The sequence below is a fragment of the Bacillus safensis genome (genome assembly GCF_039619585.1).
Lineage (GTDB): Bacteria > Bacillota > Bacilli > Bacillales > Bacillaceae > Bacillus > Bacillus safensis.
The window spans coordinates 714,777-730,315 of the sequence record NZ_CP154909.1 but is presented as its reverse complement, the minus strand read 5'-3'; the positions used below and the strand labels follow the sequence as shown (position 1 = coordinate 730,315).

12 protein-coding genes are annotated in these 15,539 nt (G+C 44.7%); 1 reads left to right on the top strand and 11 read right to left on the bottom strand.

The window, feature by feature from the left end; all coding sequences use genetic code 11:
* Nucleotides 1-80 precede the first annotated feature (80 nt).
* Nucleotides 81-638: a PadR family transcriptional regulator gene (locus AAYR28_RS03610; RefSeq protein WP_120208623.1), complete on the bottom strand. Its 558-nt coding sequence runs from the start codon at nt 636-638 to the stop codon at nt 81-83.
* A gap of 112 nt (nt 639-750) precedes the next feature.
* Between AAYR28_RS03610 and AAYR28_RS03605 the strand changes: the two genes are divergently transcribed.
* A complete protein-coding gene (locus tag AAYR28_RS03605) occupies nt 751-1,236 on the top strand; it encodes a phenolic acid decarboxylase (protein WP_008341777.1) in 486 nt (161 codons plus the stop codon).
* Nucleotides 1,237-1,297: 61 nt separating this feature from the next.
* Here AAYR28_RS03605 and AAYR28_RS03600 read toward each other — a convergent pair whose 3' ends face one another.
* The 10 genes from AAYR28_RS03600 to AAYR28_RS03555 all read right to left on the bottom strand — a co-directional run bounded on the left by AAYR28_RS03600 (nt 1,298) and on the right by AAYR28_RS03555 (nt 15,436).
* Nucleotides 1,298-2,929 carry a M14 family metallopeptidase gene (locus tag AAYR28_RS03600; protein WP_120208625.1) on the bottom strand — a complete coding sequence of 544 codons (1,632 nt, stop codon included), beginning with the start codon at nt 2,927-2,929 and terminating at the stop codon, nt 1,298-1,300.
* Between the two features lie 177 nt (nt 2,930-3,106).
* Entirely contained in the window at nt 3,107-4,405 is a 1,299-nt protein-coding gene (locus AAYR28_RS03595) for a citrate:proton symporter (protein WP_034283666.1), read from the bottom strand.
* 347 nt (nt 4,406-4,752) lie between these two features.
* Nucleotides 4,753-5,730, bottom strand: coding sequence for a tripartite tricarboxylate transporter substrate-binding protein (locus AAYR28_RS03590; RefSeq protein ID WP_120208627.1), 978 nt, complete (start codon nt 5,728-5,730; stop codon nt 4,753-4,755).
* A gap of 3 nt (nt 5,731-5,733) precedes the next feature.
* Nucleotides 5,734-6,429 carry a response regulator gene (locus tag AAYR28_RS03585; RefSeq protein WP_024424602.1) on the bottom strand — a complete coding sequence of 232 codons (696 nt, stop codon included), beginning with the start codon at nt 6,427-6,429 and terminating at the stop codon, nt 5,734-5,736.
* 3 nt (nt 6,430-6,432) lie between these two features.
* Nucleotides 6,433-8,028, bottom strand: coding sequence for a sensor histidine kinase (locus tag AAYR28_RS03580; protein WP_120208629.1), 1,596 nt, complete (start codon nt 8,026-8,028; stop codon nt 6,433-6,435).
* A gap of 140 nt (nt 8,029-8,168) precedes the next feature.
* Nucleotides 8,169-10,634, bottom strand: coding sequence for an exosporium glycoprotein BclB-related protein (locus AAYR28_RS03575; RefSeq protein ID WP_345808930.1), 2,466 nt, complete (start codon nt 10,632-10,634; stop codon nt 8,169-8,171).
* A 112-nt stretch (nt 10,635-10,746) separates the two neighbouring features.
* Nucleotides 10,747-11,829: a bifunctional diaminohydroxyphosphoribosylaminopyrimidine deaminase/5-amino-6-(5-phosphoribosylamino)uracil reductase RibD gene (ribD, locus tag AAYR28_RS03570; RefSeq protein ID WP_120208633.1), complete on the bottom strand. Its 1,083-nt coding sequence runs from the start codon at nt 11,827-11,829 to the stop codon at nt 10,747-10,749.
* Nucleotides 11,830-12,112: 283 nt separating this feature from the next.
* Nucleotides 12,113-13,870: a WD40 repeat domain-containing protein gene (locus AAYR28_RS03565; protein WP_024426638.1), complete on the bottom strand. Its 1,758-nt coding sequence runs from the start codon at nt 13,868-13,870 to the stop codon at nt 12,113-12,115.
* 4 nt (nt 13,871-13,874) lie between these two features.
* Nucleotides 13,875-14,678, bottom strand: a complete 804-nt coding sequence (locus AAYR28_RS03560; RefSeq protein ID WP_024424597.1) for a formylglycine-generating enzyme family protein — start codon at nt 14,676-14,678, stop codon at nt 13,875-13,877.
* Between the two features lie 32 nt (nt 14,679-14,710).
* Nucleotides 14,711-15,436 carry a GTP cyclohydrolase II gene (locus tag AAYR28_RS03555; RefSeq protein ID WP_024426639.1) on the bottom strand — a complete coding sequence of 242 codons (726 nt, stop codon included), beginning with the start codon at nt 15,434-15,436 and terminating at the stop codon, nt 14,711-14,713.
* Nucleotides 15,437-15,539 lie beyond the last annotated feature (103 nt).

Genomic DNA, 15,539 nt, shown 5'->3' with positions numbered 1-15,539 from the left:
AATATATCCATTGTAGCGGTTTCTATTGATAAATTCACTCGTTTCAAACCATTTTTTATCATATCATCCGACCATTGTCCTTAGACCATAGATGAATCAATACGTTTAAGGGTCTTTTGGAGCCAGCGGACATAGCCTTTTTCTCTTTCAATTGCCCTTGTCAGCACTAAGTAATGCCCAAATTGAGCTGAATGCAGCGATTCAGCAGAAGGGTCTTCCTCTGTCAAAGCGTGCAGCTTTTGTTCCAGCACATCTACTTTCTTGGTGCGCTCTAACAGTTGATACGCAAACAGGTCAGCCGCTTCTTTTTTGTCCATGGAGGAGATGAAAAAGGTTTTGAGCATGAATTCATCCTTTGTTGTTTCCGGAATCGGATCTTTTGTTTTTAACCACTGACGCAATTCTTCTTTTCCTGCCGCTGTGATTTGATAGACCTTCTTCTTCAGCTTTTTTCCTTGTATGTGAATATCAAATTCAATAAATCCTTCCTCTGTAAGACGCTTCAGCTCAGGGTAAATCTGACTGTGCTTCGCACTCCAAAACTGTCCAAGGGAATCCTTAAAATGTTTTGTGATATCGTATCCCGTCAGCTCATGCTGATCCAGCAAGCCAAGAATGGCATATTTTAGTACTCTCATGATGTGCCTCCAACGCTTATTCTTTGACAATAGTATACCATAGACTTTAAAATAAATATGTAAATCACAACATGTTTGAAAAAACATCATTCTAATGAAAGAAGGAATAAACATGGATCAATTCGTTGGACTTCATATGATTTATACGTATGAAAATGGCTGGGAATATGAGATTTACATTAAAAACGATCACACCATTGATTACCGCATTCATAGCGGAATGGTTGGAGGTCGCTGGGTCCGTGATCAAGAAGTAAATATTGTGAAGCTGACAAAAGGCGTATACAAAGTCTCTTGGACAGAACCAACTGGTACAGACGTCTCTCTGAACTTTATGCCTGAAGAAAAACGCATGCATGGCGTCATCTTCTTCCCAAAATGGGTGCATGAACGTCCAGACATCACCGTCTGCTATCAAAATGACTACATCGATCTCATGAAAGAATCTCGTGAAAAATACGAAACCTATCCGAAATATGTTGTCCCAGAATTTGCGGACATTACGTATATCCATCATGCAGGTGTGAATGACGAAACCATTATCGCAGAAGCACCATATGAAGGCATGACAGATGAAATAAGAGCTGGACGAAAATAAAAAAAGCGGCACGCCTAGTGCCGCTTTTACATTTGATAAAGGGCTATCATTTTAGTCCTTTTTATTGAATGCCTAACGTCTTTTTTGGAAGCATGAAACGATAGACTGGCAGTTCATCACCTGCTTTTGAAGCAATAAACCCTGATGACATATAGCTGTCCTTTGATTCTGGTTCAAGGGTAAGTGAGAGCAAATTGGTTTGCGGCTGTGCCGTGACATATACCTTTGTTCCTTTTGGCAGCTGGCGTTTCTTGTCAACGAGTTTTGTTTCAAGCTGAATATCTGTTTTGCTCTTTTCCTCTCGCTTTGTCACTTGATAGGCTTGTACCGGCACTTTCATGCCAGCCGGCAATGTGACACTTTTTAATCCTAATGTTCTGAGTTTCCTTTCTACTCCTTCATGCCCCGGAAGAATGAGATAAGCTGTCGGCCGTTCTCTTGTTAAGACGGGAACAGCATCGCTCGCACTGTGAAAGCGTACAGGAACTTGAGTCGTTTGTCCCTTCTCAATATCAACCATTTCCAGCGAGTCATTGACAGATGCTTTGAAATCGTCTTGAATGACTACCTGATCATCATCATTTGGCAGCAGTCCTTTTTTGACCAGCTTCAGCCGCTCCGTCACCATTTGCTGCTTCACCTGTTTGGCATGTTTCACTGTAGTTTCAATGATTTTTTCATGGGTGGCTACTTGGGCAGCGACGCGGCGGGCAAAATCCTCTCTTCCAATCCCAATCCCTCTGCTTTCTACAAGAAATGACAGGGCTGGCGAAAGTGCAAGGGCATTACGGCCAATTCGCGCATCCGTTCCACCTTCATAGATGTCGATCTTTCCATCCTTTCCTCTTGTGTTTGTATAATACAAATCGTTAGAAAACCCTTTATTTGTTAGCGTTTCACGAACTCCGTTTACATACAACTCATTTGATGTCAGCCGGATGCTTTCTGGAATATTTAGATTCTTCCCTGAAAGAATAAGCAAATCATGATATTTGAGAGCGCCTGATGAACCGATATTTTCAAACTGCTTTTGACCCACATCGTATTCATGGGCATCAATGACCACTTCTGGCGCATACCGATTAAATTCTTGATGCAGGGCTGTCAGTTCTGGAGATTCTAATGTCATATGATCACGGTTTCCGTCTAATCCGTTTGCCAGTCTGCGGTCAAACGCATAAGAACCATCAGGATTGATTCTTGGGACAATGATGATATTGACATGATTGAGTATACGCTCTCCTTCTTCACCTGCTAATCGTTTTGCAATGACGAGAGCAGATTCACCGGAGGCTGGTTCATTTCCGTGTATTTGTGCTTGGAGCCAGATGGTTGGCTTTTTTGAAAGTGGCGTGATGGAGCGATCCTTTGTAAAGTACAGAGCCGGAATGGATCTGCCTTCAATGGATGTTCCAATCTGTTTCTGCGTGGCGTAAGGACTTTTGCGGACAATGTCTCGTAAGAAAGCTTGAAGCTCTTCTTGGGTCGTAAATGCTTCTCCTTTTTTCTGAAAGGCAGGGGTATCAAACGTCTCGTCAGGCTCAGGGTATAGCTTTTTCACTGAAGCCGGCTGTTCATAACTCTTTCCATAATAAGGGGTTTCTGCATGAGCTGAAGCTGGGCTCACCATCGACAAACTACCTGCTAAGAGGCATGCAGCAGCAAAAAGAATCGTGCCTTTTCGTTTGGACATGCTATCCTCTCCCTTCGTTGATTTGCATTATAAAGAAAAAAACAGCAAAAGTGTCAGTATTTTTCAAAAATAAATCTTTTGGAGGAACAGGCTTGTCTTTGTCTAGGGCAAATGAATGGAGCCTGGTCGGCAATATGACCTAAAAAAAGTGCCTGCCCGCAGCAGACACTTTTTTATTTACCAGATGGAAATGGCCCCAATGAGAACCGCCATGACGGTCATAGCGACGACTGCCAGCACAGCCCATTTCATCCCAAATTTCTGATGCTGATCCAGTGATACGCCAACAAGTCCAACAAGTAAATGAGTCGATGGAACAAGTGGACTTAACATATGAATCGGCTGACCAATAATAGAGGCTCTGGCAATCTCAATTTTATCGACACCGTATGCTGCCGCTGTTTCTGATAGGATCGGCAGTACGCCGTAAAAGTATGCATCATTCGGCATAAAGAAAGTAAAGATCCCGCTTGTTAATGCGACAATGACTGGAATAAAGCCGCCCAGCTGCTCTGGAATTGCAGATACAATCGAAATCGCCATTTCATCGACCATTTTCGTTCCAGTTAGAATACCTGTAAAAACACCTGCCGCAAAAATCATCGAAGCAATGGCTAAAACGTTTGTTGAGTGAGCCGCAATTCGCTCACGCTGCTGGTCCAAGTTCGGATAGTTCACGATAATCGCCACACAGAAAGCAAGAACAAATAGAACAGTTAAGCTGACTTTACCTGATACAAGCAGCAGCACCAATAACAAAGTCAGCGCCAGGTTAAACCACCAAAGCTTCGGCCGTTTGATGTCATCTTGCAGTGCCGCTGCCATTTCATTTGCATGAATCGGCTGGTCAAGTTCAATCACACCAAGGCGTTTTCTTTCGGCTTTTCCAAGAAAATAAGCAACAATAATCATACTGAGAACCCCTGCACCAATGACTGGAATCATTGGTCCAAATAAAAGTGAAGGATCGACGCCAAGTGCACTCGCCGCTCTAGGTGTAGCTCCTCCCCATGGAATTGTATTCATAATTCCCATGCCGACCCCGGCAATACCCGCTAAAATAATTGGACGGATGCCAAGCAGCGTAAATAGTGGAAGCATCGCTGTTGTTGTAATCATATACGTTGTCGTTCCATCACCATCAAGTGCAACAAGCATCGTCAAGACAGCTGTTCCGACAACGATTTTTAATGGATCGCCTTTAACGATTTTTAAAATTTTCGCCACCATTGGGTCAAATAAACCCGCATCAATCATAATGCCAAAGTACAAAATCGCAAACATGATCATGACTGCTGTTGGTGCGACTTGCTGCACACCTTTGACAATCATGTCTGAAATTTCAGTAAAATGAAAACCTGCAATAAGAGCAAATGCAATTGGTGTTAACACCAATGCCGTTAAAACAGACATACGTTTCGTCATAATCAAAACCATAAATACAATCATCATAAGAAATCCTAAGATTGCTAACATATTGTTCACCCCTTATGTTGTATACGCTTTCATTAATGTGTTGGTATCCCATTTCCAACCCTTTTTGTCATCATATCTGAGGTGAGAATTGAAGTAAATATTATGAATTTTAATTCTTTTTCGGTCGATAAATGCTTTTTGTTCATTTTGTTCAAACATTGGGCTTTTTAATTCCATGAAAAAAACAAAGGGTTTATTTAAGCCCTTTGTCTTCTTTTCAGTGTGATAGAAAACCTTTGCAGTCTAGGAAGGATGAGTACTGGAGCGGAGCGAATATGAGATTCGTGAGCACCAGCACACAGAACCGGCACCGAATGCAAGGGTTTGTCTACACGCTGGAAGCGGTCTCACTCGATCGCTTGTTCTCCTTGTATCAATTGCTCATATTGCCTTAATTGATCTTCCATAAAGACCTTTGCCTCTTTGCTGTTCATATAACGACTTGTCCAGCCCTTTTGCTTTAATCGCTTTTTCCAGGACTTCGTTTTCGTCATTTTTTGAAGAAGCTGATCCCATTCACGAACCTCATGCTGACTCATTTGTTTTGGGCCCATCACACCGCGCCAATGGGAAAAGATGAGCGGAATGCCCTGCTCTTTCCATGTCGGCACATCTTCAAATCCATCTAAGCGCTGGCTGGTTGTCGTCGCAACGAGCTTCAGCCTCTTTTTTTCATAATCATGACGAACCTCTGTAATGGTAGTCGTTGCTGCATCCACCTCATGGTCGATGAGCGCCTGAAATAAATCATCTGCACTGCCAAATTTCAAAAATTGAATGCGATATGGATCAATTCCTGCCATTTCTGCTGCCCGGGCGAATGAGATTTGATCATCATTTCCAAAATCAGGGGCAAATCCAATTTTTAAGGAATCTGGTTTTTTCTTAAGTGCGTGTAACAGCTCCTTCCCATTTGAAAAAGGAGAATCCACTGGGACTGCGACGACCTGCCACTCTTCTGCAAGGATTGCCAGCGGTGTCACATCATTCATCGTCACGTTACTGCTGCCAAGCAAATTACGGCTTAACAATAAGCTTGAATTTAAACTGATATAGTTGGCTTCTCGCTCCATCATGTATGTCCATCCTTTATCCACCGTTCCGCCTCTTTGATAAAGAATGTTCACAGGCCGGTTCACCAGCTTCTCTTGTTCAAGCACTGATTTCATCACCTGAGCCGTTTGGTCAAATCCCCCCTCTGGTACACCCGACACCACAATATATAAGGAGCTTTGCTGCAGGAAAGAATCACCGGCCTTTTTTTCATTAAAGGTGAGCGTCATACAAAGGCAGAGCACGATTACAAAAAGTATTCCTTTTTTCATCTTTTATGACTCCGCTTGTTTGGCAGGGTAATATTTACGTTCAGGTCTGCCAATGATTCCGTATGCAAGCTCTGCCCGGCATTCCCCTGTTGTCACGAGATACTCTACGTACCGTCTCGCCGTTGTACGTGATGCGCCCATCTTTTCCCCGAGTTCTTCTGCTGTAATTCCGCTATTCTCTGATGCCATCAATGTTTTCACTTTATCCAAGGTCAGTGAATTGATGCCTGTAGGAAGATCTCTGTCATCCCTTTGTTTTGGCTCTTCCTGCATCTGCCCAAAAAACAGATCAATCATCGTTTGATTGACTTCATCCTTTGAATTGATGATGTCTTTCTTCTCTTTATATTCGGTTAAAACTTGTGCAAACTTTTGTGCGGTCACCGGTTTGATTAAATAATGAACCACTCCGTAATGAAGCGCATCTCTTAAAAGCGTCGTTTCCGTTGCAGCCGTGATAATGATCACATCTACTTCAGGATAGCGTTCTCTTAAAAGCGGCAGCAGGTTTGTGCCGAGCTCATCAGGCATATAGACATCAAGCAAGATGAGATCCACTTGTTCCCTCTGGAGCGCCTCCCACATATCCTTTGCACTCTTTGCCTTTCCAGCGACCTTAAATCCTTCTATCTTTTGTATATAAGATTCATGAATGGCAGCGATTCGAAAATCATCCTCCGCAATGAGTACCTTAATCACCATCTATTCCCCCTTTGTGCCTTTCGGTATGTATACAGTGAAGATGGCACCGCCTTCTTTTTGGTTCGCAACTTCAATCCAGCCCCCAAGCTCGTCCAACACTTCTTTCACATTTGCAAGCCCATAGCCTCGTCCTTCTCCCTTTGACGAATGGCCTCTTGTGAAAATCTGTGACAGCTCCTCTTCATTCACTCCATCACCTGAATCTGACACTTCTATGATAATATCAAACCCAATATCTGTGATGAACAGGTCTACCTCGCGCTTCTCCTTATTTAATACAGCTTCAAAAGCATTATCAACGAGATTGCCAATGATGGTGATAAAGTGAGATAGGCTTAAATGAGCTGGGAGCGGCTCTAGTGAGCTATTTTCATCAATGTGGAAATGGACTTTTTTCTCAGATGCTTTCCCTAACTTGCCAAGTAAGATGGCTTGTATTTTAGGAGAACGAATCTGCTTCATGAGTAAATCGTGCTGACGGTTTTGCAGATGATATTCTTCTTTAATTAAGTCGATGGCTTCATCGACTTGCTTCAGCTCAAGCAGGCCTAAGATGGCGTACAGCTTATTTGAGAATTCGTGCGTTTGTGCCCTCAGGTCTTCTGAATATTGACTGACCTCTGTTAATGTATCCAGCAGCTTCGTCAGCTCTGTTTTCTCCCTGAAGCTCACAATCCCTCCGAATACTCGATTCTCCTGCATTACTTTTTTCACATTTAAGACATAGGTTTTATCATTGACGACGGTTTCGATGTTAGGTTCAATCTTCTCTGATTTTAAATAGAGAAGAAGTTTGGCATTTGGCAAGACTTGATCAATATGAAGGGGCAGCTCTGATGAGACGCGCAGCATGTGCTCAGCTGATGTATTCATCATCGTAATCGCGCCTTTCTGGTCAAACGCAATGATCCCTTCTTTTATAGCGAGCAGCATCGCTTCTCTTTCTCGATACAACGAAGCTATTTCATGCGGCTCAAGCCCTAATGTATCTTTGCGAATACTCTTCGTTAAAAAAATCGCACCGAATATGCCCGGCAAGAGCACAAGAAGGGCAATATAGCTAAGCTTCAATAGCTGATGAGCTGTCGCTTGATCGATTTCCTTTTTTAAAAATTCGACGGTGACTGTGCCGATAATTTCTTCATGCCCTTCTGTTTCTTTCATAATGGGTGCACTGCCTCTGACAACGGTTTCACCATTAGAATCATCAGTTGATATGGAAGTTCCTCCAAATAAGAGGGTACTTCTTCCTTCCGATACACTGATGGTCTTTCCTACGTCCTCATGATTCGTATGAACAAGGACCTTTCCTTTTCGATTGGTAATGAAGATGGCATGTGCTCTTACTTGCTCCTTCATTTGCTCAAGCACTGCCTGTTCTTCATTTTGGGACGCTGATAGAGCCACCGATGCTTTAATGGGCGGCATATATGATATTGTTCTAGCGGTCTGCACCGCCAGCTGTTCAGCTTGTCCCTGCCTTTCTGATGTCTGCAGAAAACCAAAACAAATGGTTAATAACGCAATGACAACAAGCAAAAGCCCGATAATTAACCCCAAAATTTTCGTTTGTAAAGTGACTTTCCTTTTGCCCATCCTCACCGCTACAACCCCTAATTCAGTAGATTCACCCGAATAGACTCTATGAAAATGATATCATTTTTTCTGACTAAGTTAAGAGAAAATTCTTTCAAACAAAAAAGACGACTCAAAATCGAGTCGTCCCTGTATGCCTATTACGTGATCGATAAACCAGCACTCGCATAGCCTGCTACAGTATTCACTAAGGATAGACCTGTAGCTGATGCGGAGAATACAACAAGCAATCGTGTTTCCGGTGTGACTGGTACATTTAGACCAGTCGCAATACCGTTTGCAATCGCACCCAGCGTTAAAACACCGGTTAAAGCTGGTGCTAATGTGACACTCGCTACTTGAGTGAAACTGTTATTTGGTGTCGGTGAAGCGAATAGACTAGCCGTTACGGTAATACTCGTGCCGACTAAAGAAAGAGCTGCTGTTGTGCTGAAATAGCCTGCAAATGACGTGATCGTCCCAGCTCTCGGAACTGAGAACGCCATGTTGAGTAAAGTGCCTGCAGCGCCTGTTAAATCAATTACTCCGCCTAAAATACTGACACCTGTCGCTGAGTTACCAAATCCGATCAAGCTGGATGTTCCAACAAGACCGCCTGCAATTGTTGTCAGGACAGCAGGTGTACCTGATGCAAACGGAATGATCGCACTCGATCCTGTCACTCCTGTTGGACCGGTGGCGCCAGTGGCTCCTGTTGCACCGGTTACACCCGTTGCTCCAGTTAAACCTGTAATACCCGTTACACCGGTCACTCCGGTTGCGCCGGTTGCGCCGGTTAGACCTGTGGCTCCTGTGACTCCGGTGGCTCCGGTAACTCCTGTTGCTCCCGTAGCTCCGGTAACCCCTGTTTCTCCCGTCGCTCCGGTTATTCCAGTTGCACCGGTTGCTCCGGTAACCCCGGTAACCCCTGTTTCTCCCGTCGCTCCGGTTAATCCAGTTGCACCGGTTACTCCGGTAACCCCTGTTTCTCCCGTCGCTCCGGTTAATCCAGTTGCACCGGTTGCTCCGGTAACCCCGGTAACCCCTGTTTCTCCCGTCGCTCCGGTTATTCCAGTTGCACCGGTTACTCCGGTAACCCCTGTTTCTCCCGTCGCTCCGGTTAATCCAGTTGCACCGGTTGCTCCGGTAACCCCTGTTTCTCCCGTCGCTCCGGTTATTCCAGTTGCACCGGTCGCTCCAGTCACTCCTGTAGCTCCCGTCGCTCCTGTACCGGTTGCACCTGTAACGCCAGTCGCGCCTGCGGCAGCTAATAACGTATAATCTGGTGACGTATCTGGTGTGCCTGTTGGCGGTGCTGTGTTCACGATATAGGTTCCACCTTCATACGTGACCACTTGACCTACTGGATACGTTGGGGCTGCCGCTGGATCAAACGCCGTGACACCGGCTAAGCCTACTCCCGTCGCTCCTGTGATCCCGGTTGCACCTGTTGCGCCCGTATCACCAGTTACCCCAGTTGCACCTGTGACACCGGTGGCTCCGGTTGGACCAATTTCCCCCGTTGCTCCTGTAACGCCAGTAACTCCGGTTGGACCAATTTCCCCCGTTGCTCCCGTGACGCCAGTGACTCCGGTTGGGCCAATTTCTCCTGTTGCTCCCGTCGCTCCTGTGATCCCTGTTGCACCTGTTGCGCCCGTATCACCAGTTACCCCAGTTGCTCCCGTAACGCCAGTGACTCCGGTTGGGCCAATTTCTCCCGTCGCTCCCGTGACGCCGGTGGCTCCGGTTGGACCAATTTCTCCTGTTGCTCCCGTGACACCGGTGGCTCCAGTTGGGCCAATTTCTCCTGTTGCTCCCGTGACGCCGGTGGCTCCGGTTGGACCAATTTCCCCCGTTGCTCCTGTGACGCCAGTAACTCCGGTTGGACCAATTTCCCCCGTTGCTCCAGTTGCACCCGTACCGGTAGCGCCTGTAACGCCAGTCGCGCCTGCGGCTGCTAATAACGTATAATCTGGTGATGTATCTGGTGTACCTGTTGGTGATGCTGTGTTCACAAGATATGTTCCACCTTCATATGTCACCACTTGCCCCAATGGGTATCCTGGCGCTGCTGCAGCATCATACGGTACGACTCCCGTTAAACCCACGCCGGTGGCGCCTGTGGCTCCAGTTGGACCTGGATCTCCTGTGACACCTGTTGGCCCTGTACCTGTTTCCCCCGCTGCAGCTAATAATGTATAATCCGCCGACGTATCCGGCGTACCTAATGGCGGTGCTGAATTGACCACGTACGTACTGCCATCGTATGTCACCACTTGCCCTACTGGGAAGGTTGGTGCTACTGCTGGATCAAATGCCAAGATGCCTGTTAAACCTACGCCCGTTGGACCGATTGGACCTGCTGGACCCGCTGGACCCACTGCACCCGCCGGACCGGCTGGGCCTCTTCTTCCTCTCCCGCCTGGCGGACCTTGAATCACACAAACACAAGGATCTTTTCCGCAGCAAGGATTTTTCACTGGTTTCCTTGGCTTTTCTGATATCCCTTTCTTACAACTATCACATTCCCAGCCATCGTCCTTGTACGCATCATACCAGCTTCCTTTTTGGTAGTGGTCTGTCGAATGAGTTGGATATGTCTTACCACATTGCCTACATCTTTTCATGGAATCACCCCCATCCATCGTATTCATCATGACTGGGAAAGGTGTATGTACACTTTTATTTTTTTAAAATAATCAAAAGACCTTGCACTTTATGCACAAGGTCCTTCTTTCATTAAAGTCTCATCGTCATTTTTAAATCTTTTCCTACCATACTATAATCCATATCTACCGGCCGGATGGCTTCTTTTAATGATTTCGTACCTTCTCCTTCAAAGAAAGTAGGTGCATCTTTCCCTCCAATTAATAATGGTGCCATATAAATAATGACTTCGTTCACAAGTGACGCTTCTAAAAAGGATGCGCTCACACTCCCTCCCGCCTCTACAAGCACCGACATCACAGAGCGCCTTTTCAGCATACGTAACACCGCATGAAGATCTGTCCGATTTTCTCCGCTTGTGACAAATACTTGATGTCCTTTTTGCACCAGTTGATGGTATTTTTTTTGATCATACTTGTTTGAGGTACAAATGATGGTTTCTGCCATATGATCATTTAAACATTTCGCATGAAGCGGAATCCTTAAGGTGGAATCTAAAATGACACGAATGGGCTGTGTCACGAATGAATCTTTTACAATAAGACCTGCATCATCTTGAATAATGGTTTCAACGCCTGTTATCACAGCATCTGCTTCTTGACGTAATTGCTGCACTTCATTCCTCGCTTCTGTCCCTGTAATCCATTTGCTTTCTTGATGAGCTGTTGCAATTTTCCCATCTAACGAAATGGCTGTTTTTAATATGACATAAGGAAGGTCTGATTGTATCGAATGAAAAAAAGGAAGATTTAAGCTGTCCGCTTCCCGCTTACATATCCCTTCTTCTACTTCTATCCCTGCTTGTTTCAACATCGTGACCCCTTTACCTGCTACAAGTGGATTGGGGTCCCCAGTGGCAATGACCACACGTTTCACCCCGCTCTTTATAATGGCTTCTAAGCAAGGGCCTGTTTTTCCATGATGCGAACAAGGTTCGAGCGTCACATACATATGAGCCCCCTTCGCCTTTTCTCCTGCCATTTGCAGCGCATGAATTTCAGCATGCGGCTCGCCCGCCTTCATGTGAGCACCAATTCCAACGATCTCACCTTTTTTGACTACCACTGCCCCGACAAGCGGATTTGGCGAGGTTTGTCCTTTCATGGCCTTTGCGTTGGCAATCGCTAGCTTCATATAAAAAACATCGTCTTTCATGTAAGTCTCCTTTCCTCTCTTTCAAGGGAAAGAACTCCTTCAGGGAATGAAGGAGTTCTATTCTCATGTGCTATATTTTTTCCATCCGTTTCTTTTCAGATCGATCATAGTAAGGCAAGGAATAAAAAAGTTTATAAGATGCTCGTTGTTTACAAAAACAGCATTTGCGACATTCATATTTATTAATGAGGAGCACATGCGGACAATTGAGTACAGACAGACCTTTTTTCATATGTTCCTTGCAAACACTTATCATGAGAATCCCCCGCTTACATTCTTTTTCTTAATGAGAGATTACTTCTTTCGGAAATTGTTCAAATAAGCGTAGTACTTCGGTATGCGTCCCATCTTCTCGAACGTGATAAATCCCGCCGTCATATGAGCTTGCGTATACATCATTGCCTAATTGTCTGATGGCACTAATCCCATTTTGGGCAATTCTAATTGGGCCGGTGTTGACATCCAGCTCTGGATTCCACACAACGATATAGCCCCAATAATCACCGCTTACAATATAGCCTGAGTCTGTGACTGTGACCGATTTAATCGAATACTGGTGTTCGTTATGCTGGTCTAAAATTCTTCCTGTATGCAAATCAAACAATCTCACATTCTTGTCGCGGCTGACAATGGCGATACGGTCTCGTTTACTATCAATAAAGACATCATTTAACAGCTCTGTCGCACCAATGTATTCCGCTTTTAAGGACAAACTCTTTTTATCTAAAAGACAGATGGTTCCTTCAACTGCTGCTGTGATGATAAGATCTCCTTCTACCTTTAATGCTTTAACTGCACAATCGTGTGCTTTGGAACGGCCGATTTCCTTTAAGTGTTCTGTCGAAATGACATGGACATAACCGCCATAAGTTCCAATATAAAATTGACGATCCTCCTCGTGAAAATACACGCTGTTGACCGGACCTGTGTTAAGATCAAACGAAACCATTTGCTTTAATGACTCATGAACAATATGCACCTGACTTGCATGATCTCCCCACGCATAATAGCTTCCATCCCGTGCAACAGCTACTCCATTTGTTAAAACGCCCGTCGATTTGGCGATTTCAATCCCATTTTTTCTGAATTTCCCATCATCTGATGCGGTAATAATATCACCCGCATCAGTCAGCGCAATATCATTGATAGATGGTGTCGCCATTTCGATCTCATCTGATATGACTTTGCCCTTTTCGATCGACCATTCACAATATGTTTTTCCAAAGCTGGCCCCTAGTATTGACTTCTCATCCTCTGTCCAGACAAGTGAGCGCTCCCACTGATATTTATGAGGCAGCAGTGTATCGACTAAATCACCTGTTTCATAATTCCACAGCTTAATTAAATGGTCGTAGCCTGCTGTCAGCAAGTAATTGCCGCTTGGAGAAAAATTCACGCGCTTGACGCCCTGTAAATGGGCTTTGATGATTTTCTTCTCCTGTAAAGTAGCTGCATCGTAAATAATAACAGTGCCATCATCTCTGCCAAGTGCGAATACTTCTTTTTGATTGCTGCCGCTGATTGTATCGAGCTCATAATCAAACGGGCCGATTTCCCCTACAATTTCTCCGGTTTCATACAGCCATACAAGGACATATCCATCATCACCTGTTGTATAAGCTTTATCACCATGTATCCATACAGCTAATACATCTTTGCTATGGCCATGGAATTCTCTTAAAATAGCGCCCGTTTCGATATCCCAGACTAAGCATCTTCTATCTCTGGACACGGATACAAGTAAAGTATCCTGCTTCGCAAAAGCGACGGCTTCTACATCATCTGCATGACCAAACAACGTGCGGATTCGGGTATGTGTGCCTGTATCATACAATTGAATGGTATAGTCTGACGATGCACTTGCTAAATACTTTCCGTTTTCAGAAAGAGATAAAGAGTTAATGATATGCTCGTGACTGCCAATAAACGTTCCTTCTCCCGTCGCCCGGTTCCACTGATAAATACAGCGGTCATAGCCGCCAGTGTAAACAATTTGGTCGTGCTGAGTTGATAAAACAGATGTAATTGGTCCTCTATGCATAGTTTTACACTCCCACCTTTATATGTTGTTTTTGACGAGTCACTAAACGAAAACCAGTAAATCGAAAAACAGGATCTGGGTGCTTCCCGTGTCTTCTTGCGACTCTGCATAAATCTCCGCCTCTTGCGAAAGAGCCGCCTTTTAAAATGTAGTAGTCACTTCCGAGTGTTTCCGTTAAATCATCGACGACCTCGATGCCGCCTTCATAAACGTGATATTTGGTGTTGACCCATTCCTCGACGTTTCCTCCCATATCATAAAGACCAAATAAGGATCGGCCCTTTTCGTAATGACGGACAGGCGTCGTTTTTTCAATATTTGATTCGTGCGTATTGCAGTAAGAAGGATCAAACTCATCTCCCCACGGGTATTGATTTCTCGTGTTTCCCCGGGCAGCATACTCCCATTCTTCTTCAGTAGGAATCGAAACATCAATCCCAAGTTTCCCGCTCAGCCACTGACAGAACGAGAAGGCATCCTCAATGTCCATGCCCCAAGCTGGATGATCTTTTCCCCCGCCAAGCTCTTCGTTCGTTAAACTCTCCGGGTATGTCTGGCCTGTTTCATCACAATAGCTTTGATACAGTTCATTGCTGACGACCGTATCTGAGATAAAAAATTCGTTGATATACGGCTGATAGGACGGAAATTCTTTGTACAGCCATTTTTGAAATTTTTTCTCACGGCCGTAGGTTGGATTGAGCAGCTTGTCCTTCCAGAATTCTGCTGCCTTTTTCATATCTTCTTCATTACTTCCAATCGTTGCATAGCCGCTTGGGATTTGAATCCAATTGATATCAGGTTTCACGCTTTTCTCCCGCCTTCTTTCAATAAACTCGTCTATTGATTAATTAATTTCTTCTCATCGACCATATGCCCTGAGGCTGCTTTTGCCTTTAAATAGGCTTCATTGTAGAGAGAGGCTTCGACCGTATGATCAAACCGCAAAACAGGAAGACCGAAAGCTGCAATAGAATCGACTTTATCTGGATTGTTCGTTAGTAAATGCAATGGTTTTCCTTTGTTTAAATAGTGCAAAACAGCTGCTGCTTCCTCGTAATGCCGATCATCATCCCCGCAGCCGATCAGGCGGTTGGCTTCAAAAGTATCCAGCTGCATCTCCTGTAATTTATACGTCAACGCTTTTGCCATCAGCCCAATAGACCGACCTTCTTGATTGGCCATATACACAAGCATGCCTTTTCCGTAATCGGTGATTTTCTTCAGCGATAATGCAAGCTGTGGACCACAATCACATTTCAGTGACCCAAACACATCTCCTGTTTGGCAGACACTATGGATTCGCACAAGCGGCGGCCGTTCATTTTCAAAGTCGCCAAATAAGAGACAAGAGGAAAAGGTTTGCTGCGCGGTACTCATTTGGACAATCGATTCGATCGTTGGTTTTGTATCCCGTTCAACAGGCGCGAAGGCATACCACTTAAATGGCACTTCTTCATGTTGAATGGAAATTGGCAAATTCACAGGCCCCACGAGCAAATAGTGTTTATCTTGAAAGGTAAAATGATGAATCATTGATTGTAATTCATCTACAAACTTGTTCATTAGTCTCCCCCCTATTCATCACTGCACCCAAATCGACTCCCATAGCGCAGTGATGGAGTGATGAATATGTGTACGCACCCCTCAGCTTGTGTGCTCCCGCAGA